This is a genomic window from Pseudarthrobacter sp. 1C304 (assembly GCF_052245515.1).
Taxonomy (GTDB): Bacteria; Actinomycetota; Actinomycetes; order Actinomycetales; family Micrococcaceae; genus Arthrobacter.
Genome location: NZ_JBQQCH010000001.1, coordinates 690,592 through 713,954, shown reverse-complemented (window position 1 = coordinate 713,954; position 23,363 = coordinate 690,592). Strand labels below are relative to the sequence as shown.

Annotated in this window: 23 protein-coding genes; 12 read left to right on the top strand and 11 right to left on the bottom strand. The window is 66.3% G+C overall.

Features of this window, described 5'->3' with window-relative positions:
- Positions 1 to 3: 3 nt before the first annotated feature.
- The 3 genes from ACTWQD_RS03430 to ACTWQD_RS03420 form a co-directional block, all read right to left on the bottom strand.
- On the bottom strand, positions 4 to 1,083 hold the full coding sequence (locus tag ACTWQD_RS03430) for a polyprenyl synthetase family protein (RefSeq protein ID WP_443194777.1): 1,080 nt from the start codon (positions 1,081 to 1,083) through the stop codon (positions 4 to 6).
- A 72-nt stretch (positions 1,084 to 1,155) separates the two neighbouring features.
- Positions 1,156 to 2,208 carry an ABC transporter permease gene (locus ACTWQD_RS03425; RefSeq protein WP_443194776.1) on the bottom strand — a complete coding sequence of 351 codons (1,053 nt, stop codon included), beginning with the start codon at positions 2,206 to 2,208 and terminating at the stop codon, positions 1,156 to 1,158.
- Positions 2,205 to 3,725 carry a sugar ABC transporter ATP-binding protein gene (locus ACTWQD_RS03420; protein WP_443194775.1) on the bottom strand — a complete coding sequence of 507 codons (1,521 nt, stop codon included), beginning with the start codon at positions 3,723 to 3,725 and terminating at the stop codon, positions 2,205 to 2,207. Before ACTWQD_RS03420 ends, ACTWQD_RS03425 begins: the two co-directional genes overlap by 4 nt.
- A gap of 154 nt (positions 3,726 to 3,879) precedes the next feature.
- Between ACTWQD_RS03420 and ACTWQD_RS03415 the strand changes: the two genes are divergently transcribed.
- Positions 3,880 to 4,923 (top strand): substrate-binding domain-containing protein, encoded by a 1,044-nt coding sequence (locus tag ACTWQD_RS03415; protein WP_443194774.1) that lies wholly within the window; start codon positions 3,880 to 3,882, stop codon positions 4,921 to 4,923.
- A gap of 89 nt (positions 4,924 to 5,012) precedes the next feature.
- Positions 5,013 to 6,185, top strand: a complete 1,173-nt coding sequence (locus tag ACTWQD_RS03410; RefSeq protein WP_443194773.1) for a Gfo/Idh/MocA family protein — start codon at positions 5,013 to 5,015, stop codon at positions 6,183 to 6,185.
- Here the strand turns inward: ACTWQD_RS03410 and idi are convergent.
- Complete coding sequence (idi, locus tag ACTWQD_RS03405; protein WP_443194772.1) at positions 6,172 to 6,717, bottom strand: isopentenyl-diphosphate Delta-isomerase; 546 nt, start codon at positions 6,715 to 6,717, stop codon at positions 6,172 to 6,174. The two genes, ACTWQD_RS03410 and idi, sit on opposite strands and share 14 nt — an antisense overlap.
- Positions 6,718 to 6,864: 147 nt before the next feature.
- Here idi and ACTWQD_RS03400 point away from each other — a divergent pair, with 147 nt between their 5' ends.
- From ACTWQD_RS03400 to ACTWQD_RS03375, 6 genes are all read left to right on the top strand, one after another.
- Positions 6,865 to 8,007 (top strand): Gfo/Idh/MocA family protein, encoded by a 1,143-nt coding sequence (locus ACTWQD_RS03400; protein ID WP_443194771.1) that lies wholly within the window; start codon positions 6,865 to 6,867, stop codon positions 8,005 to 8,007.
- Complete coding sequence (locus tag ACTWQD_RS03395) at positions 8,004 to 9,170, top strand: Gfo/Idh/MocA family protein (RefSeq protein WP_443194770.1); 1,167 nt, start codon at positions 8,004 to 8,006, stop codon at positions 9,168 to 9,170. Before ACTWQD_RS03400 ends, ACTWQD_RS03395 begins: the two co-directional genes overlap by 4 nt.
- 1 nt (position 9,171) lies before the next feature.
- Complete coding sequence (locus ACTWQD_RS03390) at positions 9,172 to 10,167, top strand: sugar phosphate isomerase/epimerase family protein (RefSeq protein ID WP_443194769.1); 996 nt, start codon at positions 9,172 to 9,174, stop codon at positions 10,165 to 10,167.
- A 107-nt stretch (positions 10,168 to 10,274) separates the two neighbouring features.
- Positions 10,275 to 10,811, top strand: coding sequence for a GNAT family N-acetyltransferase (locus tag ACTWQD_RS03385; protein ID WP_443194768.1), 537 nt, complete (start codon positions 10,275 to 10,277; stop codon positions 10,809 to 10,811).
- A 55-nt stretch (positions 10,812 to 10,866) separates the two neighbouring features.
- A complete protein-coding gene (locus ACTWQD_RS03380) occupies positions 10,867 to 11,592 on the top strand; it encodes a DsbA family oxidoreductase (protein ID WP_443194915.1) in 726 nt (241 codons plus the stop codon).
- Positions 11,593 to 11,636: 44 nt separating this feature from the next.
- Positions 11,637 to 12,275 carry a TetR/AcrR family transcriptional regulator gene (locus ACTWQD_RS03375; RefSeq protein WP_443194767.1) on the top strand — a complete coding sequence of 213 codons (639 nt, stop codon included), beginning with the start codon at positions 11,637 to 11,639 and terminating at the stop codon, positions 12,273 to 12,275.
- Between the two features lie 21 nt (positions 12,276 to 12,296).
- Here ACTWQD_RS03375 and ACTWQD_RS03370 read toward each other — a convergent pair whose 3' ends face one another.
- Positions 12,297 to 12,959: a LytR C-terminal domain-containing protein gene (locus tag ACTWQD_RS03370; protein ID WP_443194766.1), complete on the bottom strand. Its 663-nt coding sequence runs from the start codon at positions 12,957 to 12,959 to the stop codon at positions 12,297 to 12,299.
- The gene (locus ACTWQD_RS03365) at positions 12,952 to 13,251 is read right to left on the bottom strand and encodes a type II toxin-antitoxin system VapB family antitoxin (protein ID WP_197410599.1); all 300 of its coding nucleotides are present in this window, start codon (positions 13,249 to 13,251) and stop codon (positions 12,952 to 12,954) included. Before ACTWQD_RS03365 ends, ACTWQD_RS03370 begins: the two co-directional genes overlap by 8 nt.
- Positions 13,252 to 13,431: 180 nt before the next feature.
- Between ACTWQD_RS03365 and ACTWQD_RS03360 the strand changes: the two genes are divergently transcribed.
- Together ACTWQD_RS03360 and ACTWQD_RS03355 are read left to right on the top strand one after the other, a co-directional pair.
- Positions 13,432 to 14,346 (top strand): hypothetical protein, encoded by a 915-nt coding sequence (locus tag ACTWQD_RS03360; RefSeq protein ID WP_443194765.1) that lies wholly within the window; start codon positions 13,432 to 13,434, stop codon positions 14,344 to 14,346.
- Between the two features lie 134 nt (positions 14,347 to 14,480).
- Positions 14,481 to 16,019, top strand: a complete 1,539-nt coding sequence (locus tag ACTWQD_RS03355) for a stealth conserved region 3 domain-containing protein (protein ID WP_443194764.1) — start codon at positions 14,481 to 14,483, stop codon at positions 16,017 to 16,019.
- 67 nt (positions 16,020 to 16,086) lie between these two features.
- Here ACTWQD_RS03355 and ACTWQD_RS03350 read toward each other — a convergent pair whose 3' ends face one another.
- The 4 genes from ACTWQD_RS03350 to ACTWQD_RS03335 form a co-directional block, all read right to left on the bottom strand.
- Positions 16,087 to 17,028: a phosphodiesterase gene (locus tag ACTWQD_RS03350; RefSeq protein ID WP_443194763.1), complete on the bottom strand. Its 942-nt coding sequence runs from the start codon at positions 17,026 to 17,028 to the stop codon at positions 16,087 to 16,089.
- A 195-nt stretch (positions 17,029 to 17,223) separates the two neighbouring features.
- Positions 17,224 to 18,435, bottom strand: coding sequence for a formaldehyde dehydrogenase, glutathione-independent (fdhA, locus tag ACTWQD_RS03345; RefSeq protein ID WP_443194762.1), 1,212 nt, complete (start codon positions 18,433 to 18,435; stop codon positions 17,224 to 17,226).
- A gap of 216 nt (positions 18,436 to 18,651) precedes the next feature.
- Positions 18,652 to 19,140 (bottom strand): glutathione peroxidase, encoded by a 489-nt coding sequence (locus ACTWQD_RS03340; RefSeq protein WP_443194761.1) that lies wholly within the window; start codon positions 19,138 to 19,140, stop codon positions 18,652 to 18,654.
- 109 nt (positions 19,141 to 19,249) lie between these two features.
- Positions 19,250 to 20,791: a M23 family metallopeptidase gene (locus ACTWQD_RS03335; protein ID WP_443194760.1), complete on the bottom strand. Its 1,542-nt coding sequence runs from the start codon at positions 20,789 to 20,791 to the stop codon at positions 19,250 to 19,252.
- A gap of 180 nt (positions 20,792 to 20,971) precedes the next feature.
- Here ACTWQD_RS03335 and ACTWQD_RS03330 point away from each other — a divergent pair, with 180 nt between their 5' ends.
- Positions 20,972 to 21,883, top strand: coding sequence for an oxygenase MpaB family protein (locus tag ACTWQD_RS03330; RefSeq protein ID WP_443194759.1), 912 nt, complete (start codon positions 20,972 to 20,974; stop codon positions 21,881 to 21,883).
- A gap of 257 nt (positions 21,884 to 22,140) precedes the next feature.
- Positions 22,141 to 22,407, top strand: coding sequence for a hypothetical protein (locus tag ACTWQD_RS03325; protein WP_443194758.1), 267 nt, complete (start codon positions 22,141 to 22,143; stop codon positions 22,405 to 22,407).
- A 140-nt stretch (positions 22,408 to 22,547) separates the two neighbouring features.
- Here the strand turns inward: ACTWQD_RS03325 and ACTWQD_RS03320 are convergent, their stop codons facing one another.
- A complete protein-coding gene (locus ACTWQD_RS03320) occupies positions 22,548 to 23,261 on the bottom strand; it encodes a hypothetical protein (RefSeq protein WP_443194757.1) in 714 nt (237 codons plus the stop codon).
- Positions 23,262 to 23,363: the final 102 nt, after the last annotated feature.

The following is a 23,363-nucleotide window of genomic DNA, read 5'->3' as shown; positions in this document are numbered from 1 at the left end:
CGGTCAGTGCGAGCTGACATCGGCGATGACGGAGAACAGCATCCGTTCCAGGCTTCTGCACAACGCATCCGGCACTCCGTCCGACTTCAGGTGCATCACCGCGAGCAGGGCATTTTCCGTAACCAGCGTCATGGCGTAGTTCTTCGCGCCGCAGGACACCAGCACGGATCGCACCTGTTCGGCATCCGCGGCCGTCATGTCCGGGGACCCGATCAGCGCCGCAATCCTGGACCACTCCGGCCGCGTGGCCGCGTAGGAGAGCAGGGCCGTCCGTTTGCCTTCCCTGAGGTCACCCCAGCTGGCCTTTCCGGTGCGGCTTTCGGACCCGAAAACGCCCAGCAGATCGTCCGCGATCTGATACGCGATTCCGGCGTAGCGTCCAAAGGCGCCGAGGGCGGCCACCACCGGTTCCGGTGCCCCGGCCAGCACGGCACCGGCCTGGAGGGGCGCCTCGAACGAGTAGACCGACGTCTTCTGGTGGGCCGTCTTGGTGATGTCTTCGAGGGAGGGCATGTCCGGGGTCCGGCTGAACTCAATGTCCAGGACCTCCCCGCCGACGGAGGAGAAAATTGCGTGATCCAGAAGGTCGTGCAGCCGGCCGCGCACGGAGGCGGTCGCTTCAATGGATCTCAGCAGGCGGTAGGCGCTGGACAGGGCGAGGTCGCCGGCGAGAATCCCGGCGGCGACCCCGGCATGGTCCGCGGCCGCCGGGCACTCCCCCGCCCGCAGGGCCCGGCTGCGGTAGTGGCCGGACACGTTGGGAATGCCGCGGCGCACCACGTCACGGTCTATCACGTCGTCGTGGATGATGAGCGCGCTGTGCAGGAGTTCGTACGAGGCGGCAAGCTCGGCGGCGCTGGAAAAATCTTCGCCGCCAAGTTGCCGGTAGGCCAGCATGACCAACCGCGGGCGGGAGCGTTTGCCGCCCGCGGCTGCCCTTTCCAGCGCTTCCCAGAGGCCAAGATAGGCCGCGTTCACGGAGACAGCGCGGAGCTTTGCGTCGGCAAAGAAACGCTCGAGCGAATCTTCAACCAGCTCAAGGTCCGCGCCGTCCAGCCGGCGATCCACGTTCAGGAAGTTCACTGCCCCGCCCTTCGCTTCGTGATCTTGGCTCCCGGGGCTGCCCGGAGCCGCCTAACCCCGGTTCCGGTGAACCTAGCTCTTCCCCCTGCGCGGGCCGCGGGCCGCGAAACGCTGCTGCAGAAGGACTGCGACGACGATGATCAGGCCCTTGGCGAGCGCCTGGACGGATGTGTCCAGGTTGTTCTGGGTGAAGACGTTGGTCAGGGTGCTGAAGATGAGCACGCCGAGGACGGTACCCATGATGGTGCCGCGGCCGCCGATGAGGAGCGTACCGCCGACAACGACGGCGGCAATTGCGTCGAGTTCGTAGAGGAGCCCGTGGGTCGACGTTCCGGCGGTGGTGCGGCCGAGCATCATCAGGCCGGCGATGCCCGCGGCGAGCCCGGCCAGGACGTAGAGGTAGACGAGGTGGCGCTTCACCTTGATGCCGGCCAGGCGGGATGCTTCGAGGTTTCCGCCGATTGCGATGGTCCGGCGGCCGAAGGTGGTGCGGTTCAGGAGGAACCATCCTGCCACGGCGACGACGGCGAAGATCCAGATCAGGACGGGAATGCCGAGCAGTTCAGCTCGCATAACACGCAGGAAGTCCCGGTTGGTCACAATCTGGGTGCTGCGCCCGGAGATCAGCTCGGCCAGGCCGCGTGCGGCCACCAGCATCGCCAGGGTGGCGATGAAGGCAACGACATTGCCGTAGGCGATCACCAACCCATTGATCAGGCCCGCGCCGACCCCCACCGCAAGGGCAACAAACACCAGGAGGATCCAGGAGGACTGCGTGGCTGCCAGCTGGACGCCGGCCAAGGAGGTGACCACCGTCGTCAGGCCCATGACCGAGCCGACGGACAGGTCAATGCCGCCCGCGGTAATGACGAATGTGACACCGATGCTGATCACGCCAATGATCGAGGCATAGCGGAGGATGGTGAGCAGGTTCTCGAAGTTGAGGAACCTGTCGCCGCTGGTGACCGCCCCCACCACGAAGAGCAGCACCAGGGCAATGACCAGCCCCAGGCTGCGGCCCGCAGACCCCTTCAGGAAATTCTGCAGGGGATTGCCCACGGGGGCGCTGTGGTCGGCCGGCGCCTCGACGCGCGGTTCGGCCACCTTGGTATTCTGCTCGCTCACGCGGCACTTCCCTTCATGACGAGGTCGAGCACACCGTGCTCGTTGATATCGCTTGCTTTGGTTTGGGTGAGGACCTTGCCATCGTCGATGACGAGTACGTTGTCGGCGAGGCCCAGGACTTCCTCGATTTCGCTCGAGACGACGATGATCGCCGTCCCGGCTGCCGCCAGTTTGCGGATGAGGTCGTAAATCTCGGACCGGGCGCCGACGTCGACGCCTCGGGTGGGCTCGTCCAGCAGCAGCACGGACGTTCCGTGCACCAGCCAGCGGGCGAGGAGGATCTTTTGCTGGTTTCCACCGGAAAGCGTCCGGGCGGGCCGGTCCGGATCGGCCGGACGCAGCTCCAGCGCCGCGATCTGCTCGCGTGCCGCGTTCCGCTCGGCGGTTTCATTCAAGTAGCCCATGCGGGCAAACCGCTCGAAGGTGGAGAGAGTGACGTTCTTGAACAGCGGCTCGTCCAGGATGAGCCCCTGGCTCTTTCGTTCCTCGGGCGAGAGCCCGATCCCGGCGTTGACGGCGGAGGCGACCGATCCGGGGCGCAGGGTCTTGCCGTTCACGGAGACCTTGCCGGACGAAGCCTTGCGTGCACCGTAGATGGTCTCGAGGATCTCGGAGCGCTTCGATCCCACCAGCCCGGCGAACCCCACGATCTCCCCGGCCCGCACGGTGAAGCTGACCTTGTCGAAGTGTCCGTAAAGTTCGAGGTTGTCCACGTCCAGCACCACGGGGGCGTCCGCCGGAACGGGCTGCCGTTCCGGGAAGACGTTGGCGACGTCACGGCCGGTCATCAGGCGGATCAGTTCCGATTTCGGCGTATCAGTGACGCTGAGGCCGTTGGCCGTGCTGCGCCCGTCCTTGATGACCGAGATGCGGTCACCGATCTGCCGGATCTCCTCGAGCCGGTGCGAGATGTACACGACTGCGATGCCCTGGGCGGTGAGTTCGCGAACCACCCGGAACAGGTTGGACACCTCCCCGGAGTCGAGGATCGCACTGGGCTCGTCCATGATGATCAGTTTGGTGTCCCGCGACAGGGCCCGTGCCATGCTCACAATCTGCTTGTTGGCGGCGGAGAGGGTGCCCACTTCCGTTGAGGGCGAGAGGCTGCCGTGCCCCAGCCGCTTCAGGAGCGTACGGGCGATGGCGTTGGTCTTTTTCACGTGCAGGACGCCCCCCGAGGCGCGCTCGTGGCCGAGGAAAATGTTCTCGGCGACGGAAAGCCCGTCAACGACGTCGAGCTCCTGGTACATGGTTGCGATGCCCAGGTCGAGCGCGGCGGTGGGACCCGGGAGGGTGATCTCCTTGCCCTCCCACCGGATTTCTCCGCCATCGGGCTGGTGGACGCCCGCGAGGGTCTTGATGAGCGTGGACTTGCCGGCTCCGTTCTGGCCCATGACGCAGTGCACTTCACCCGGAAGCACCTGCAGATCGACGCCTTTCAGCGCCTGGACGCCAGCAAAATGCTTGGTAAGTCCCCGAACTTCGAGCAACGGCCGTGGCTGATCTTCTTCGAACATGCGACGAACCTAACACATTATGTCGGCAATCGGTACAAGGTCGTCGATTTCTTACATTCTTCTGTTATTGTGATTGCAGTCACGCAGAGTAGCGGGCATGAAAAGAGCATGCTGCACCAGGCGAGGACGCACTTAACTCATTGAGGAGATACACATGCTTGCAGTTCGCACGGGCCGGAAGATGCTCGTCACAACCGCTGCCTTTCTTGCTGTCGGCGCCCTTGTTACCGGGTGTACTTCAGGCGGGGGCACGACCAACACCCAGCCCACCAACGCATCAGTTGAAGGCAACCAGGCCCAGGGCGAGCGGGTCGTCATCGGCTTCTCCGGCCCCGCGGCAGACCACGGCTGGCTCGGCGCCATCAACTCCGCAGCACTTGCCGAGGCGAAGAAGTACCAGGACATCGACCTGCGGGTCGCCGAAGGCACCAATGACGCGAACCTGCAGATCAGCCAGGTGGAGCAGTTCATCAACGACCGCGTCGACGCGATCGTCCTCCTGCCGACCGACGGTGCGGCACTGACCCCCGTTGCCACCCAGGCCATGGAAGCCGGCATTCCCGTGATCAACGTTGACCGGGAATTCTCAAGCTCCTTCGCAGCACGCGCCACCATCCTTGGCGACAACTACGGGATGGGCGTCAGCGCCGGCACTTACATCTGCGAGGAGCTCAAGGGCAAGACCGATGCAGTGGTCGCCGAGATCGCCGGCATCGACTCGCTGCCCCTGACCCAGGACCGCAGCAGGGGCTTCAAGGACGCCCTGGAATCGTGCGGCCTCAACGTGGACAACCGCGTGGCAGCCGACTTCACCGTCCAGGGCGGCGAAGCCGCGGCGTCACAGCTCCTGTCGGCAGCGCCCAAGATCGATGCCCTCTGGAACCACGACGACGATCAGGGCATCGGCGTCCTGGCAGCCATCGACAACGCCGGCCGCAAGGATTTCTTCATGGTCGGCGGTGCGGGCTCGGCTAACGCCATGCGCGAGATCCAGTCCGGTGAGAGCGTCCTCAAAGCCACTGTCATCTACCCCGCCACCCAGGCCGCGGACGGCATCCGCCTTGCCCGCCTGATCTCCCAGAACAAGGCCATGAGCGACCTCGTGGAAGTGGAAGTTCCGAAGCGCATCGTTTTGAACGCACCGGTAGTCAACAGCGGAAACGTCGCAGAGTACCTGCCGACGGCCTTCGAGTCATAGGCCTGACGGCTGTGGGCGCCCTGTCGCTGACAGGGCGCCCTCTTTCGCTCCAACTGCTATCACCAACGCCTGCCGGATAAAGAGGAAACATGCTGAACGACGTACCGCCCCTGAAGGTTGCCCTGATTGGCCACGGGTTTATGGGGGCTGCCCACTCGCAGGGATGGCGTGTTGCGCCCCGGTTCTACGACCTGCCGGCCCGGCCGGAGATGACCCTGCTCGTGGGACGCAACGCAAACGGCGTGGCGGCATCGGCAAGCAAGTGGGGCTGGGAACAGACCGCCACCGACTGGCGGGCCGCCGTCGAACGTGACGATATCGACGTCGTCGACATTGTGACTCCGGGCGGTTCCCACGCCGAAATTGCGATTGCAGCGCTGGAGGCGGGAAAGCACGTTCTGTGCGAGAAACCGCTCGCCAACACCCTTGAGGAAGCCGAGGCCATGGCCGCCGCCGCGGACCGCGCCGGCAAGGGTGTCTTCTCCATGGTCGGGTTCACCTACCGCCGTGTTCCCGCCGCGTCCTTCGCCAGGGACCTGGTACGGTCCGGCGCGATCGGCGAGGTCCGGCAGGTGCGGGCCGCTTACCTGCAGGACTGGCTGGTTGACGCCGAGGCGCCCCTGACGTGGCGGCTGCAGAAAGAGCACGCCGGGTCCGGAGCGCTCGGCGATCTCGGCGCACATGCCGTGGACCTTGCCCAGTTCATCACCGGCCAGAGGATCACCGGCGTCAGCGGCATCCTGAACACCTTCGTCCACGAGCGTCCGCTGCTCGCCACGTCCTCCGGGCTGGCGGGCACTGCCGGGACCGGGCGGGGCGACGTCACCGTGGATGACCTCGCCCTGTTCAGCGGCCGGTTCGACGGCGGGGCAGTCGGTTCCTTCGAGGCCACCCGGATGTCCACGGGCCGAAAAAATGCCCTTCGCATCGAAATAGCCGGGTCCACGGGCGCCATCTCATTCGACCTCGAAAACATGAACTCCCTGGGTTTTTACGATGCGACCGCACCCGCCACACGCCAGGGATTTACGAACATCCTGGTCACCGAACCCGCCCACCCCTATGTGTCCGCCTGGTGGCCCGCGGGGCACATGCTGGGCTACGAGCACGGCTTCACGCACCAGGCAAAGGACTTCATCGAGGCCATCGCCGAAGGCCGGCGGCCAGAACCGTCCTTCGCCGACGGGCTGCAGGTCCAGAAGGTCCTTCATGGCGTGGAGCGCAGCGCGGAGGCCGACAGCGTCTGGACTAAAACTGGCTGACCGTGGCGGGCAGCGCAGCTCCCAGTTCCTTGAGCTGCAGCACGAGCCACGGGCTGAAGGCCCAGGGCGCCGCCTCGGCGGCCGCGACCAGGCCGGCCAGAGGGACCCAGCGGTATTCGCACACCTCCGACGGCCGGGGATTTACCAAATCGTCCGTAACAGCAGTGAAAACCGGACAAAACTCGTTTTCAACAATGCCGTTCATGTCCACGGCCCTGTACCTGAACTGCGGCAGGCGCTCCTCCACCCCGGACACCCCGATGCCGAGCTCCCACTGGCCCCGTCGCCGGATCGCATCCGCCATCTCCTCGCCCGGAGCGGGATGTCCGCAAAAGGAGTTCGTCCACACGCCCGGCCAGGTGGCTTTTGTCAGGGCCCGCCGGGTGACCAGCACACGCCCTTTTTCGTCGAAGACGTAGCAGGAAAAGGCCAGATGCAGCGGGGTGTCACGATCATGGACCTCCAGCTTGGGCGCTGTCCCGCACGGCTGGTCATTGGCGTCCAGGAGTACCACCAGCTCTTCGTTCGTCATGACAGCATCAAATCACAGAATGCCGCCCCCTTCCTTGCGTTGCTTCAACAACTTTTGCTTGACGATCGACAAAAGTAGTTCTAGCGTTGGTGGAGGCCACCCTCGCAACCAGTCGCCGTGGATTTGTCTGCTCCCCCAGGAGAACCAATGAACTGTTCCCTCCCGCCCTGCACCCGCCGCGGCCCGGTGGGCGTCGCCGTCGTCGGCGCTGGCACCATCAGCACGCAGTACCTCGATAACCTCACGGCCTTCCCTGACCTCAAGGTCCTGGTCGTCGCCGACCTCGTCGAAGAGGCCGCGGAAGCCCGCGCCAGGGAATATGGCATCCCCGGGTGGGGCGGGCTGGATGCGGCACTGGACCACCCCGACGTCGAACTCATCGTCAACCTCACCGTCCCGGCGGCGCACGTCGAGGTTGCCACCGCGGCGGTCAACGCCGGCAAGCACGTGTGGACCGAGAAGCCCTTCGCCCTGGACCGCGAATCGGGCCTGGGCCTCCTCAAAACCGCTGACGCCGCCGGCCTCCGCCTGGGCTGCGCGCCGGACACCTTCCTCGGCGCCGGCCTGCAGACAGCCCTGCGCGTGATCCAGCGGGGCGACATCGGCGCGCCCCTGACGGCCATGACCACGTTCCAGACACCCGGCCCGGAGTCCTGGCACCCCAACCCCGCGTTCCTGTTCCAGCCCGGCGCCGGCCCGCTCTTTGACATGGGTCCGTACTACCTCACCACGCTGGTGCAGACGTTCGGCTCCATCCGCAGGGTGGCCGCCGTCGGGTCCAGGTCCAAGGAGGTCCGCGCCATCGGGTCGGGTCCGAAGGCCGGCGAGGTGTTCACCGTGGAGGTGCCCACCCATGTCAGCGCCATGGCCCAGTTCGAGAACGGTGAGTCCTCGCACAGCGTTTTCAGCTTCGAATCCCCGCGGCAGCGGACGGGATTCGTGGAAATCACCGGCACCGAGGCCACCCTGTCCCTTCCGGACCCGAACTATTTCGACGGCGACGTCCGCCTCTGGCGGGCAGGAGACGAGGACTGGACGACGGTTGCCGCCACCGGTCCCGCCAACGGCCGCGGCCTGGGCGTGCTGGACATGGCCCGGTCCATCCGCGCCGGCGTCCCCCACCGGGCCACCGGAGACCTTGCGTACCATGTCCTGGACGCCATGGTCTCGATCTCAGAATCCATGGAGTCCGGCACGTTCGTTGACGTGGCCAGCTCCGCCCCGGCATCCCCTGCCCTCCCCGAGGACTGGTTGCCCGAAGCCGCAACGCTCCAGGAGCCGCAACAATGACATCAGATGTAAACCGCCCGCTGGGTGTTGCCATGATCGGCTACGCGTTTATGGGCAAGGCCCACTCCAACGCCTGGCGCAACGTGGCCTCCTACTTCGAGGTGCCGGCCTTTGAGCAGAAAGTGCTCGTGGGCCGGGACGCCGCCCAGGCCTCGGCGGCCGCCGCCAAATACGGCTGGGCGGAGACGGCCACAGACTGGCGTTCGGTGCTCGAACGCAACGACATCGACATCGTCGACATCTGCGCGCCCGGCTGGATGCACGCCGAGATCGCCATCGCTGCGCTCCAGGCCGGCAAGCACGTCCTGGTCGAGAAGCCGCTCGCGAACACCCTCGCCGAGGCCGAGGCCATGGCGGATGCTGCCCGCACCGCCGGGGAGCGCGGCGTGCGGTCCATGATCGGCTTCAACTACCGCCGCGTCCCGGCGCTGGCCCTGGCCAGGGAACTGATCGCCGACGGCCGGCTGGGGACGGTGCGGCACGTCCGGGCCGCGTACCTGCAGGACTGGCTGGTGGACGCCGATTCCCCCATGACCTGGCGGCTGAACAAAGAAACCGCCGGGTCCGGCGCCTTGGGCGACATCGCGTCGCACGCGATCGACCAGGTGATGTTCCTGCTCGGCGGCACGGTGGTCGAGGTCTCGGGCCGGCTGCACACCTTCGTGACCAGCCGGCCGGGCGCCGACGGGCCGGAAGAGGTCACGGTCGACGACGCCGCCTGGGCCACGCTGTCCCTCGCCTCCGGGGCAGTCGCCTCGGTTGAGGTGTCCCGGGTTGCCACCGGCCAGAAAAACTCGCTGAAGATCGAAGTCTACGGCGACCAAGGCGCCCTCACCTTCGACCTGGAAGATTTCAATGAGCTGCAGTTCCTGGACGCCACGGTTCCAGTCCGGGAGCAGGGGTTCCGGCGCATTCTGGTCAACGAACCCGAGCACCCGTACATGGCCGCCTGGTGGCCGCAGGGCCACGTGATCGGCTGGGAACACACCTTCACGCACGAGATCCGCGACTTCCTCACCGCGATCGGCGGCAGCACACCGCCGTCGCCGTCGTTCGAGGACGGACTGGCCGTGCAACGGGTGCTGGCCGCCGTCGAAGAATCCGCCAACGCCAAATCATCTCTCATCCAACTCACCACCGCCCCCGTCACCGAAGGAGCCTGACATGGCCCGCCCGTACACCCTGTTCACCGGCCAGTGGGCCGACCTGCCCTTCGAGGAAGTCGCGAGGCTGGCATCCGGCTGGGGCTACGACGGCCTCGAAATCGCCGTCTCCGGAGACCACCTGGACGCCTGGCGCTGGGACGAGCCCGGCTACGTCGACTCCAAACTCGCCGTGCTGGAGAAGTACAACCTCAAGGTCTGGGCCATCTCCAACCACCTCAAGGGCCAGGCCGTGTGCGATGACCCCATCGACTTCCGGCACGAAGCGATCGTCGGCGCCAAGGTGTGGGGCGACGGCGACCCCGAAGGCGTCCGGCGCCGCGCCGCGGAGGAAATGCAGCACACCGCCCGGCTCGCCAAGGCACTCGGCGTGGACACCGTGGTCGGGTTCACCGGCTCCTCGATCTGGCAGTACGTCGCGATGTTCCCGCCCGTCCCGGAAAAGGTGATCGAGGCCGGCTACCAGGACTTCGCCGACCGCTGGAACCCCATCCTGGACGTCTTCGACGAGTGCGGCGTCCGCTTCGCCCACGAAGTCCACCCGAGCGAGATCGCCTACGACTACTGGACCACCGTCCGCACCCTTGAGGCGATCGGCCACCGCGAGGCGTTCGGCCTGAACTGGGACCCGTCCCACTTCATGTGGCAGGGCATCGACCCGGTCTCGTTCATCTGGGACTTCAAGGACCGGATTTACCACGTCGACTGCAAGGACACGAAGCTGCGGCCCACCGGCCGGAACACCGTGATGGGCTCGCACCTGCCGTGGGGCGATCCCCGCCGGGGATGGGACTTCGTCTCCGCCGGCCGCGGCGACGTGCCCTGGGAATCGTCGTTCCGGGCCCTCACCGCGATCGGCTACACCGGCCCCATTTCCGTCGAGTGGGAGGACGCCGGAATGGACCGGCTCCACGGTGCCCCCGAAGCCCTTGCCACGCTGAAAAAGTTCGACTTCCCGGCGTCGAATACTTCCTTCGACGCCGCGTTCCAGCAGTAGGTTCGCAGGGGTCCGGATCCGCCGCGGTCCGGGCCCTCCGGGCTGCTGCACACCCGTGCCGCGTCCCCGGCTACGACGCCGACGCCGTCCGGGATTAAGGTTTAGCCATGCCCCACATCATCAGGACAGCAACAGCAGACGACGCCGGGAAGCTGGCGGCGCTGGCCGCCGTCACCTTCCCGCTGGCGTGCCCGCCGTCGTCGTCCCCGGCGGACATCGCGGCGCACGTGGCCGGCACCCTCAGCGAGGAGAACTTCCGCGCGCACCTGGGCGACCCGGAAACCACCATCCTCGTGATCGACGACGCCGGCGAACTCCGCGGCTACAGCCTGCTGGTAGCCCGCCCGGCCCGGGACCCGGACGTGGCTGCCGCCCTGACCATCCTGCCGTCGACCGAGCTGAGCAAGTGCTACGTCCACCCGGACCACCACGGACTGGGCGCCGCCGCCGAACTGATGCACGCCAGCATCGCCGCGGCCGCAGGAGCGGGTGCGCGCGGGCTCTGGCTGGGTGTGAACGACCAGAACGCGCGGGCCATCCGCTTCTACGAAAAGTCCGGCTTCCGCAAGGTGGGAACCAAGACCTTCCAGCTCGGCAGCACCGTGGAACACGACTTCGTGCTGGAACGCCCGGCCGCCGGGTGACCAAGCCGACAGGCCGCGCGGGAATGGACCCGGCGGCGTGGTGGTTGTCGCCGGCATGAAGATTGAGATCTGGTCCGATGTGGCCTGCCCCTGGTGCTACATCGGCAAGCGCCGCTTTGAAACCGCCCTCGCGGCCTTCCCGCACCGGGATTCCGTGGAGGTCCAGTGGCGCAGCTACCAGCTGGATCCGGCGCTTCCGGACCACTACGACGGCACGGAACTCGACTACCTCAGCACCCGCAAGGGCCTTCCGCCGGCCCAGGTCACCGGAATGTTCGAGCACGTCGCCGAACAGGCCAAGGGAGAGGGCCTGGACTACCGCTTCGATGACGTGGTGGTGGCCAACAGTTTCACCGCCCACCGCCTGATCCATCTCGCCGCCGCGCACGGGCAGCAGGACGCCGCCAAGGAACGCCTGCTCAGCGACCACTTCGAGCACGGCCGGGACATCGGCAGCCGGGAGTACCTGACCTCGCTGGGCCAGGACCTCGGCATCGACGGCGGCGAAGTCGGCGAGCTGTTCACCACCGACAAGTACGCCGAGGACGTCCGGATGGACTTCGAGGAAGGCCGCGCACTCGGCATCAGCGGCGTCCCGTTCTTCGTCATCGACCGGAAGTTCGGCCTCTCCGGTGCCCAGCCCTCCGAGACGTTCGCCTCCGCCCTCGAGCAGGCATGGCAGGAAAGCCAGCCGCTGGTCATGGTGGGCGCCGCGGACACCGAACCCGGTACCGGGGCCCCGGCCGGCGAGGCCTGCGGCCCGGACGGCTGCTCGGCCTAGCCCGGCACCGCCGATTTGCTGACAGATCACGCTAAAGTGTCTGTATGCCCAGGATTTCGGCCGCGAGCAACGCCGCCCAACGCGCCGAGACCCAGCACCGCATCCTGACCGCGTTCGGCGAGCTCCTCTTCAGCCACGGCCTGCCCGGGCTGACCATGACCGACGTCGCCCGGCACGCCCGGATCGGCCGCACCGCCGTGTACAACTACTACGCGGACATCGAAGAGCTGCTGATCGCCTACGCACTGGATGAGACCGAGCGGTTCCTGGTCGACCTCCGCGAATCCCTGGACGCACTGGACAACCCGGTGGACCGGCTGGCCCTCTACGTCCGCGCGCAGGTGGAGGACCTCAGTCGCCGGCACCTGCCGCCCGGCCCAGCGATGGGCGCCGTGCTCTCCCCTGCCTCGTTCGCGAAGCTGGCGGACCACGTCGGGGAGCTCAGCGTGCTGCTGCAGGGCATCCTGCGGGACGGCATCGCCCAGGGCTATCTGCCGGAGGCGGACATCACCCAGCTCGCGCAGCTCATCCACGGCACCCTGTCCTCCAGCGCCGCCCGTGGTGACGGCACCGGCCGGGACGCCGACGCGGAGGCGCGGCTGGCGCGCACCGTACGGTTCGTCCAGCTCGGTGCCGGCGCCCGGTTCGACGACGCCGGCCGGCCCGTCCGCGTCGGCGCCTGAACCCAGGGCGGGCGGGGAGCGTTAACCCGCCGGTGTCACCGGCACCGCGGATTCGTCCACGATCCGCCGGTCCTCGCGCGGGCAGCTGAGCTGGCCCGGGGTCTGGTCGACGAGTTCAGGTTTCACCAGTTCCTTGAAGTCCCCGGTGAGGATGACGTCCACGCTCGGATCGGTCCGGCCGTCCTGGAAGTAGTCCGAGCCGGGCACGTTCCGCTGGACACTGAACGCCGCGGACTGGCCGGCAGCGCCGGACACGATCAACGCCGTTCCGCGGTAGCTCGACGTCGTATTGGACACCGCGCCGACGATAAATTTACGGGCCGCGAACTCGTCCGCCACGGACCGGGCCAGGCCGGGTCGGGAGGTGGAATTGAAGACGTTGAGGTTGATCGTCTCCGGCGGGGTGTAGTCGTAGATTGCCTCCGGGCAGACGGACACGGCAGACTGGCTGCGCTCCGCCGTCGGGACCTTGATCTGGCCGTTCATGATGGCCAAGGCAACCACGACGGCGGCAGCGACCAGCCCGACGAGCAGGACAAGGACGGCGCCGTGCAGGATGCGGCGCCGCGTCCTGACGGGGTTGTTCTGCGGATCGTCGTCATCGACAAAGGTGGCGCGCAAGTCCGAGCCGGTGATGATGTGGTGCCCGTGCAGAACGGTGGGGTCCTTCGGCTTTCTAGCCATTTATCACCAGGACGCGCGCGTGGATCGCCGTGCGCTGGTGCAGCGCGGTCCGGACGGCGCGGTGCAGGCCGTCCTCAAGGTACAGGACGCCGCGGTACTCCACGACGTGCGGGAAAAGGTCGCCGAAGAAGGTTGAGTCCTCCGCCAGCAGGGCCTCCAGGTCAAGCGTGCGCTTGGTGGTCACCAGGTCATCCAGCCGCACCGGCCGCGGCGGCAGGGCGGCCCAGTCCTTGGGCGTGTTGTAACCATGGTCGGGGTACGGGCGTCCCTCGCCCACGGCTTTGAATATCACCATGCAAGCCTAAGGAACTTGGCGGGCCAAAGGAATCCGCGACTCCCCGGCGCCGGGAGGTTGTAGCCAAACGGTAACCATTTCCAGGACCCGCCGGCGCGGGCCGGCGCCGGTCAACAGCGTGCCGCGGCGCGGCCGTCATCTCCTGCAAAGAGGCCCGCCGGCTGGGAGAATGGGCCCATGACACATGTTGAGTCCCCCGCCTCCCCTCCGCCGTCAGCGCCCCCGCTGGCGCTGCTGCTCGACGTCGACGGCCCCGTGGCCAGTCCCGTGACCCGCACGGTGCAGCCGGGGATCATCGCGGACCTGCTGGCGCTGGCCGCCGCGGGAATTCCCGTCGTCTTCAACACGGGCCGCTCTGCGGCGTTCATCCGCGAACAGGTGATGGAACCCATGATCGCCGCCGGGATGCCGGCCGGCACCCTCATCCACGCGATCTGCGAAAAGGGTGCGGTCTGGTTCAGCTACACCGCCACCGGTCCCGGCGCCGTCCATGTCGATCACGAACTTGCCATGCCGCAGGCCTTCGGCGATGACGTCCGCCGGCTGGTGGCCGAGGACTACGCCACCCACATGTTCTTCGACGAGACCAAGCTGGCCATGGTGTCCGTAGAGCAGCACATCTCCGTTGAGAACGCGGACTACCGCGCCGAACAGCAGCTGTTCGACGCCGATGCCATGGACCTGATGGGCCGGCACGGCCTCGGCGTGGTGCGGCTGGACCACCATGCCCCCGACTCAGATGACCGGATCGACTACCGGGTGGATCCCACCATCATCTCCACCGACATTGAGTCGGTCAGGCTCGGCAAGGACCTTGGCGCCAGCAGGGCCGTGGAGCTCCTGGCAGCCCAAGGCATCACCCCTCAGGCCTGGCGCACCGTGGGCGACTCCCGCACCGATTACGCCATGGCCGACTGGCTCCACCACAACGACCACCCGGTGAAGCATGTCGATGTCCGTCCGGCCGACGGCGTGCCCGTCAAACCGTACGACGTGCTGACTGCAGCGGACCTGGGGCTCGGCGAGGAGGTCATCCACGACTACGCCGGTGCGGCGTTCCTGCGCAGCTGGCGCACTGCCCTCGCTGACTGACGCCGCAGGGCGGTTATCGATTTTGGGGCGGACGATATCATGCATACAGGACATATTCACGCACAGAGTCACGGAGTACGGACATTACAGACGCACTGATCCAGGATGAGATCTACTATGGCAGCCAGGCCTCGGTGGAGGCCCACGATGAGGTCACCTCAGCTGCGGCCGTCGCGAGATTCCGGGCTCGCCAGGACGTTGTCCGCCGGCGGGGTCGGTATGCCCTGATCAACGAGAACCGCACGCCCTACCAGGCCATGGTCGAGGACCTGATGTTCATCCGCGCCGTGCTCGACGGCGCCGGCCTCGACTACCTCCTGGTCCGCGGCAACAACCACCGGCCGGTCATCGCCGTCGACTGGAAAGACCGAAAGGTCCTCCGCGACGCGCTGGTGGAGGCCTGCCACGACGAGCCCTTCTACTCCATGAGCGTCGACGCCAAGAAGAAGTCCTCCGTGCTGGTGGCTGACGGCGAGCTCTCCCCCAACCGGCAGTCACGGATCTTCCGGCTGTACCGTCCCCGGGTCGAACCAGAGGGCGGCTTCGAGTTCGGTGCGTCCGCCGGTGTGCAGCTGGAACTGTGGAGCTTCGAAGGCGACCAGCTGATCCTTCCAATCGAGAATTCCCTGACGCGCAGGACGCTGCTGGCCCAGGACGCGGTCCGCGGCACCGTGGAACGGTATGGGCGCACCTGGCCCACCATTGAGAACATGTTCGCGGACCACGCAAGTGACATCAGCTTCGACGTCGACATTGTCTTCTCCTGGGTGGACGGCAGCTCCCCGGAGTACATCGCGGCCCGGCGTGCCCGCCAGGCCGGCGCCGTGCTCGGTGAGGGCGACGACCATGAAGCACGGTTCCGCCAGATCGACGAGCTCAAGTACGCGCTGCGCTCGGTCTACATGTTCGCGCCCTGGATCCGCAGGATCTTCATCGCCACGGATTCGCCGGCACCGTCCTGGCTCGCGGACCATCCCGGAGTGACGATTGTCCGCAGCGAGGAGTTTTTCGCGGACCCCTCCGTGCTGCCGACCCACAACTCGCAGGCCGTGGAGTGCCAGCTCCACCACATCGACGGCCTGTCCGAACACTTCCTGTATTCCAATGACGACATGTTCTTCGGCCGCGCCGTGGGACCGGACATGTTCTTCACGCCCGGCGGCATCACGAAATTCATCGAGGCGGAAACCCGGATCGGTCTCGGGGACAACGACGCCGAGCGCAGCGGCTTTGAGAACGCCGCCCGGGTGAACCGGAAGCTGCTGTGGGACCGTTTCGGCCGGATCACCACGCGGCACCTGGAGCACACGGCTGCTCCATTGCGCCGCAGCCTGGTGGCTCAGATGGAGCAAGAGTTTCCGGCCGAGTTCAGCAAGACGGCTGCGAGCACCTTCCGCGCGGCCGACAACATCTCGGTGACGAACTCGTTCTACCATTACTACGCGCTGCTGACCGGCCGGGCCGTCACCCAGACGGCGGCGAAGGTGCGCTACGTGGACACCACCGCGAGGGCGGGCCTGAACTACCTGCCGAAGCTGCTCGCCAAGCGGAACATGGACTTCTTCTGCCTCAACGACGGCAGTTTCCCCGAGGTCGAGGCCGAGGAACGCGCCCAACTGGTGACGGACTTCCTCGAGAAGTACTACCCGATCAAGGCACCCTGGGAAAAGTAGGCGTTCCTCGCCACCGGCAGGCCCCGACGGCTCAGGCGGCGGCGGTGAATGGCCCGACGGCTCCCCGTCAGTTGCTGGCCGTCAGCCGGCGGTGGCCCGGCGTCCTGGCCGGGTCCTCAAGCTTCGCCTTGACCGGGATGCGGATCCCGGCCGCCGAGATCCGGCGCTGGGTCTCCGCGGCGGAGACGAGCTCGCCGACGGCCGGGGTGTCGCCGAGCGGAACCACCGAGTGCACGATCGTGTGTTCGTAGACGTGGACCAGGTTGAACGCCTGCCCGCCGTCGCGTCCCCGGGTTCCGCCGACCGGCACATTGAGGTCCTGCGTGTAGCAGGTGGCCGACGCCACCGATACCGGGATCCCGGCGAAGGTCGCCGTCGTCGAGTAGTGCAGATGGCCGCCCAGGATGGCCCTGACGTCGGAATTCCGCACGACGCCGGCCAGTGACGCCTGGTCGCGCAGCTCGACCAGGACGGCGAGGTCCAGGACGGACGGCACCGGCGGGTGGTGCAGGGCGAGGATGGTCCCGTCGGGCGCCGGGGTGGAAAGTTCGGCTGCGAGCCACTCCAGCTGCTCCGGGCTCAGCTCGCCGTGGTGGAAGCCCGGCACGGAGGTATCGAGGGTGATGATCCGCAGCCCGTTGATGAAGTAGCTGCGGTCCACCGGGGCGTCGTCGGCCGGGAGATCCAGCAGGCCGGTGCGGAAGTTTTCCCGGTTGTCGTGGTTTCCCATGGCCCAGATGACTTTTGCGCCCAGCGCCTTGCAGGCGGGCTCGACGATGGCGCGCAGTTTGGCGTAGGCCTCGGCCTCGCCCCTGTCGGCCAGGTCGCCGGTAAAAATCACGGCTTCGGGGCGCGCGCCGGAGGCCCGGACTTCGTCAAAGAGTTGCTGGAGCAGGGCGTCGCTGTCGACCACACCGTGCAGGGGTGCGGATCCGCCCAACAAGTGGGGGTCACTCAGATGGAGAAGAAAATGGCGTGGCCGGGGGTGCTCGGCCTCGATGAGCTCCATTGCTGCCTTCCTGGTTGGGTGGAGGCTGTAGCCTCCAACTTCCCTCTCAGTAACATCTATCCAATCAGACATTCGGCCAACAATGTGCAAACTCCAGTAGGCATGTTTGGAAAATACCAACATCGGGTAGTCCGGCGGACACATACCTGCACCGGTATGTGTCCGCCGGAACCCGCTTACTCAGGTACCTAGCGTTTAGCTCAGGTAGCCGTTCGGGTTCAGCACGTACTTCGTCGCCGCGCCGGCGTCGAACTCCGCGTAGCCCTTCGGCGCCTCCTCCAGCGTGATCGCCTTCGCGTTGACGTTCTTGGCGATGGAGACCTTGTCATGCAGGATCGCCATCATCAGTCCGCGGTTGTACTTCATCACCGGGCACTGTCCGGTGGTGAAGCTCAGCGACTTGGCCCAGCCGGTGCCCAGGCTGAGCGAGAGGGCACCCTTCTTGGCCGCCTCGTCGATGCCGCCCGGGTCGCCCGTGACGTAGAGGCCGGGGATGCCGAGGGCGCCGCCGGCCGCTGTGAGCTCCATCAGCGAGTTGAGCACTGTCGCAGGAGCCTCCTTGGCGTCGTGGCCGTGCCCCCTGGCTTCGAACCCGACCGCGTCCACACCGCAGTCGACTTCGGGTACGCCAAGCAGCTGTTCGATCTGCTCCGCGGGCCCGCCCTGGGTCAGGTCGACAGTTTCACAGCCGAAGCTGCGCGCCTGCGCCAGGCGGTCAGCGTTGAGGTCCCCCACAATCACGACGGCGGCACCAAGCAGCTGGGCGCTGGTCGCCGCTGCCAGCCCGACCGGCCCGGCTCCCGCGACGTACACCGTGGACCCGACCCCGACGCCGGCAGTCACCGCGCCGTGGAAGCCGGTCGGGAAGATGTCCGACAGCATGGTCAGGTCCATCATCTTCTCGAGGGCCTGGTCCCGGTCGGGGAACTTCAGCAGGTTCCAGTCCGCATACGGGACCAGTACGTAATTCGCCTGGCCTCCGACCCAGCCACCCATGTCCACGTACCCGTACGCTGCTCCCGGACGGGCCGGGTTGACGTTCAGGCAGATGCCCGTCTTGCGCTCCTTGCAGTTCCGGCACCGGCCGCAGGCGATGTTGAACGGGACCGAACAGATGTCACCCACCTTGATGAACTCGACATCCGGGCCCACCTCCACCACTTCACCGGTGATTTCGTGGCCAAGTACCAGGTCCGAGGGGGCGGTGGTACGGCCACGGACCATGTGCTGGTCGGAGCCGCAAATGTTCGTGGCAACGGTTTTAAGGATGACGCCATGACGCAGCGGACGGCCCACGTTGGCGGGGTTGACCCCCGGGCCGTCTTTGAGTTCGAAGGTGGGGTAGTCAATGTCGATCAGTTCGACTTTTCCTGGGCCTTTATAGGCAACGGCTTTGTTCCCTGTCATCACTTTCCTCCTGGTTACACGGACCCCCAAATAGAGTGTCCAGTTGTGATTTCCGAAGCGTGCTGATGCGCCTTCCCAGGCACTGAACGGCTAGCCGCCCGCGCCTTAGCGCGTCGGGGCCGTGGGTGTGCCCGGTGTAGTGGAAGGTCCGGCCAGTCTAGGCCGTAAGTATGCTTACGGATAGGGGTCCTTGTGCCCTTGTGGTCCGGGAGCCGACTATCGGCTGAGGGCCTCTTCCACCGCTGCGATGATCTCCGGCGAGTCCGGCTCCACGGTGGGGGCAAACCTGGCCACCACATCGCCGTCGCGGCTCACCAGGAATTTCTCGAAGTTCCACTTCACCAGCCCCGGCAGGATGCCCTTTTTGAACTTGGTGAGCTCGGCGTACAGCGGGTGCTGATCCCTGCCGCGGACATCGGATTTGGCGGCGAGAGGAAAGGTCACGCCAAAGTTCCGTTCACAGAACTCGGCGATCTCGGCGTCGGCGGCCGGCTCTTGGCCCGCGAACTGGTTGCAGGGCACACCGAGGATCTGGAAGCCCTGATCGCGGAACTTGTTGTAAAGCGCCTCGAGCCCCGAGTACTGGCGGGTGAACCCGCACTGGGACGCAACGTTCACCACCAGCACCACGTCCCCTTTGAAGCGGCCAAAGTCAGTGGCCGTGCCGTCGATCAAGGTCAGCGGAATGCTGTGAAGAGAGGTCATGAGCGGGCTCCTCGCGAAATCGTGGGTCGTGTCGTGGCCCGGACTGGAGTCCGGATGTGGTCACAACAGTTCTTCGCTACCAACGAGCGCGCGTATGGGTTTGTGCCTGCTACGGTCCGGGCGTCAGCGACGGGTCAGTGGTCGCCGTCGGTTCAGTGGACTGGGTGGGCGCCGGAGGCGCCGGCTCCGCAGTCGGCTCCACCACAGGGGGCGGAGGCGGCGGGGCAACCACAACGGGCGGCGGAGGCGGCGGGGGCTCCACCGGCGGCGGTGGCGGCGGCGGCGGGGCAATAGTCGACGGCGGCGGAGGCGGCGGGGGCTCTACCGATGACGGCGGAGGCGGCGGCGGGGGCTCCACCGATGACGGCGGAGGAGGCGGCGGGGGCACCACCGTCGAGGGCGGCGGAGGCGGCGGTTCCACGGATGACGGCGGCGGCGAGGTAGGCTCCGGCGTCGGGGTCGGGGTCGGCGTCGGGGTTGTCGGTTCGGGCGGCGGCGGTGTTGTGGAGCCGGGCGCGGAGGGAAGCGGGGTGTCACTCGGGGTGGCGGTGCCTGGATCAGTCGTCCCGCCAGGGGTGGTGGTGCCGCTCGGCGAACCGCCCGACGGCTGGCTGGGTTCCGGCGTCGGCGCGTCCGTCCTGGTCTTCGTTGGCGAGAGGGCGTCCCCGGTCGACGGAGTGGGCGTCGTTGCGGGAGAGCTGATGAACGGTGTATTCGGCCACGCCGAGGCGGGGGTTTCGTGGTCCCCGCCGGCCACCACGTGCGCCCCTTCTTCGGACACGGGGATGGCCCAGCCGAGGGAGGTGTTGGTGGGCTTGCCTGCCTCGGGCGCGTAGCTCGTCATTTCAATGGCGCCCAACTGGTCCGTCTGCGTGATCGGCAGCAGCGTCCAGTCGTGCGGGTTCTTGTGGGAGCCGTTCAGGATGGTCTCGAAATGCAGATGGCATCCGGTGGAGGATCCGGTGGTCCCTACCCGGGCGATGACCTCGCCGACCCGGACCGAGTCACCCTTCTTGACGGCGATCGCCTCAAGGTGGTTGTAGGTGGTGATCAGGCCGTTGCCGTGGTCGATTTCGACTCGGTTTCCGCCACCCCACGGATGCCAGCCGACGGCCCGCACCACCCCGGCATCCGCCGAGTACACGCGGGTGCCGCAGGCTGCGGCGAAGTCCTGTCCCCAGTGGAATTCGCCTGCTGACCCGGTGATGGGGCTGGTCCGCAACCCGAACGAGGATGATTCCGCCAGTGATTCGAGCGGTGCCATGAGGAAGCCTTCCGCCGGGCGCTTGAGCCCGGCGGAAGCCACGTTCAGTTCACCGGGGACGCCCTCTTTGGACGTGGTCTCCACATTCGACCTGGTGTAGGCCACCAGCGCCAGCGCATCCGCCGTGAAGGCCTGCGGCGCCAGAGCCTCGGTGCCGGCAGGGGTGGGCGCGCCCAGCGTGGTCGGGTCCAGAATGCTTGGGCCCACGACGCCGGAGGCCATGGCCGGGGAGGGAACCACAACAGCGGGCCGCGAGCCGGACAGGCCCTGCACCCCGAAGGTCAGTACCGCCAGCGAAAGGCAGAAGCCTCCGGACAAGCAGCGCACGGCTACGAGGCGCGCCCTGACTGCCTGCTCACTCGATGAGTTTCCCCAGTGTTTTCCCACGATGTGACTCCTGCATCCTGTCCGCCAGTCCCCAGATTCGCGGACTTACGTTCTTATGGGACCACAATCGGTTAGCACTGGGAACCGTAATGACTACCCCTTTCAAACTCGGGTGGAAGCCCAGTAGTACTGGGAATTTAGGCAAGTACCGGCCACCGATTCGGTGGGTGACAATAAAGTATGCGCAACCTCCTCAGGGAATGGCAGAGCGAACTCAAGCAGACGTTTACCGGAACCCGGGACGCCGTGCCGGAATGGGTGCCGCGGCTGGCGGAAGGTGACGACGCCGGCTACCACCTGCCCGGGTCGGCCGTCTGGGCCGTCCACGGGGACATGCCGACGATCGTGGCGGGCATCCGGGCGCTGATGATGCAGGCGCTCCATCCCGGCGCGCTCGCCGGCGTCCACGACCACTCCCGGTTCCGCGAGGACCCGCTGGGCAGGCTGGCGGGGACCATCCGCTGGATTTTCACGGTTTCCTACGGTTCGACCGCCGCAGCCCGCGCAGCGTCCGACTGGGTCCTTCGGCTGCACGGACGGGTGCAGGGTGACTACGTTGACGGGCACGGCGCGGCGCGCAGCTACGCCGCGAATGATCCCGAGCTGCTCCGATGGGTGCATATCGCGTTCACCGACGCCTTCCTCTCGGCGCACAAAATCTGGGGCCGGCCCATCCCTGGCGGGCCCGACGCCTATGTGCGCGAGTGGGCGCAGGCCGGCACGCTGATGGGGGTGGAGTCCCCGCCGCTCAGCGAGGCAGCGATGCGCCGGGAACTGGACAGCTGGTACGACGCCGGCGAGCTCCGCTCCGACGAGAGGGTCGCCGAGACGCTGGCATTCATCCGCAATCCGCCGCTCCACCCGGCGCTCAGGCCGGGTTACCGGGTGCTGTTCGCGGCGGCCGTGGCGAGCCTCGAGCCCAAATACCGGGACCTGCTGGGCCTGCGCACCGCACGCCTGGGCCCTATCCCGCTGCCCGTGCGCCTGGCCACCAGGGTGACTCTCGGCGTCGTCCATCTTGCCCTGGGCCGGATGGGACCCAGCGAGCAGGCCGCCCGAACCCGCCTCCGCAGGCTGGGCTATCAGGCCTGAGGGCACCGCCGGCGTTTCCGCACCAGGTTTCTAGGTCACGGGGCCAGGATCCTGACGCGTACCAGCGTCAGAGGTCCAGAACGGCATCAGAGGAAGATCTCGTGCCAAATAGCTAAGAGCTGGATCGCCGCCGCAATGAACAGCGCTTGGGATTTCACGCTCTGCCTCTGTCAGATAAATTAGGAAGTTTCCCGACCCGTTTTGTTGTCTTCAGTCAGTGTATGTTTGTGCGTACCAAGTCAATTGAAGGTGGGGGCATGGCGGTTTTCGATTTCACGATAACTGGTCAGTTAGAGGTGGACGAGCACGTTCTCGGGTTGACGGTTGCCAACAGCGTAAAGACGCAACCAGGAGGGGCAGGCGAGATCGACGTGGATGCTGGATTTCGATTCCGCCTTGACTCGCCTGAGGCGCTGGGCGTGATCCTCAGGCAAGCCCTGGTGCACGAAATGGAAACGAGATTCGCCGACGTCGGGTGGAAAGCACACAAACTCGACTCCGCCGTAGAACGAGTTCCAGACTAATCATCCGCAACGCCCCCTGCCGGTGACACAACCGTGGACGGCTAAGCTGGCGTCCCACGGTGGAATGCATCGCATATCTGGCCGTCCTGGCGTGCCGACGAAATGGCAAGCGCACTGTGGGCTTGGCACTCACGACCAAGCTACTGGCTACGGAAGGCACCAATTGGCGCAGGCGGCCCGCCCCACCAACGCGGGCCATCCGAAAGCACCATTAATCGTTTGTGACCATTCGGGTCGTTCCCCACGTTCATGGCCGAGGCTGGTCCTCCGTCCAGCGTCAGGTGGCTAAACTCGCTATTACTGTTGACTAGTTCAATGCCACCGCTGGTGGCGGCGGGACCGGCGCGGAAAAGAAGACCGTTGGACCAGAACTCGCCTCGTTCAACCACGACCGCGTCCGGTGCTCGAAACTTTATGCGGAGGATCACATCCATCGGCCCCCGCCGAATGATCAGAGTTTGCGCGGTCCATTGAACGTCCCATTGCGTGAGCGTATGCCTAAGCTGCCCCTTCCGAACCACGAGATACGGGACGTTATCGGCATCTCGGAGGCATAGTTCAAGTTCAACATGTCCCTCCACAACCCGAGCCCCAATGATCGTCTGTCCGTCGACTCGCAGCGCTGCCACCGGGTAATCGTCCTCGAACTCAGCCCGAATATCCATGTTGCCGAACTGCACCCGGAATTTCTCCCCAAAGTAATACAGGGGATGCTCACCGCTGGCATCCTTGCGCAGATTGAAGGGCGCCTTGTTTGCCTTCACCACCATAGCGATTGGCATCCTCTTGTGAGTCTTCTCGCCATGGTGGAATTTGCAAAGGAGCGTCATCTCCCCAGGATCATTTCCTGTCACTCGAACACCTTGAATATGCTCGTACTCAAAGATCGGAGAGCCACATATGACGCATCCGAAGCCGCACCTCTGGCGCAGCAGACGCTTGATATGAGCTGGAAT

Coding starts and splice junctions, on each gene's coding strand:
- ACTWQD_RS03420 (WP_443194775.1), bottom strand. CDS start 3,725: ATGTTCGAAGAAGATCAGCCACGGCCGTTGCTCGAAGTTCGGGGACTT.
- ACTWQD_RS03415 (WP_443194774.1), top strand. CDS start 3,880: ATGCTTGCAGTTCGCACGGGCCGGAAGATGCTCGTCACAACCGCTGCC.
- ACTWQD_RS03410 (WP_443194773.1), top strand. CDS start 5,013: ATGCTGAACGACGTACCGCCCCTGAAGGTTGCCCTGATTGGCCACGGG.
- idi (WP_443194772.1), bottom strand. CDS start 6,717: ATGACGAACGAAGAGCTGGTGGTACTCCTGGACGCCAATGACCAGCCG.
- ACTWQD_RS03400 (WP_443194771.1), top strand. CDS start 6,865: ATGAACTGTTCCCTCCCGCCCTGCACCCGCCGCGGCCCGGTGGGCGTC.
- ACTWQD_RS03395 (WP_443194770.1), top strand. CDS start 8,004: ATGACATCAGATGTAAACCGCCCGCTGGGTGTTGCCATGATCGGCTAC.
- ACTWQD_RS03390 (WP_443194769.1), top strand. CDS start 9,172: ATGGCCCGCCCGTACACCCTGTTCACCGGCCAGTGGGCCGACCTGCCC.
- ACTWQD_RS03385 (WP_443194768.1), top strand. CDS start 10,275: ATGCCCCACATCATCAGGACAGCAACAGCAGACGACGCCGGGAAGCTG.
- ACTWQD_RS03380 (WP_443194915.1), top strand. CDS start 10,867: ATGAAGATTGAGATCTGGTCCGATGTGGCCTGCCCCTGGTGCTACATC.
- ACTWQD_RS03375 (WP_443194767.1), top strand. CDS start 11,637: ATGCCCAGGATTTCGGCCGCGAGCAACGCCGCCCAACGCGCCGAGACC.
- ACTWQD_RS03370 (WP_443194766.1), bottom strand. CDS start 12,959: ATGGCTAGAAAGCCGAAGGACCCCACCGTTCTGCACGGGCACCACATC.
- ACTWQD_RS03360 (WP_443194765.1), top strand. CDS start 13,432: ATGACACATGTTGAGTCCCCCGCCTCCCCTCCGCCGTCAGCGCCCCCG.
- ACTWQD_RS03350 (WP_443194763.1), bottom strand. CDS start 17,028: ATGGAGCTCATCGAGGCCGAGCACCCCCGGCCACGCCATTTTCTTCTC.
- fdhA (WP_443194762.1), bottom strand. CDS start 18,435: ATGACAGGGAACAAAGCCGTTGCCTATAAAGGCCCAGGAAAAGTCGAA.
- ACTWQD_RS03340 (WP_443194761.1), bottom strand. CDS start 19,140: ATGACCTCTCTTCACAGCATTCCGCTGACCTTGATCGACGGCACGGCC.
- ACTWQD_RS03330 (WP_443194759.1), top strand. CDS start 20,972: ATGCGCAACCTCCTCAGGGAATGGCAGAGCGAACTCAAGCAGACGTTT.
- ACTWQD_RS03325 (WP_443194758.1), top strand. CDS start 22,141: ATGGCGGTTTTCGATTTCACGATAACTGGTCAGTTAGAGGTGGACGAG.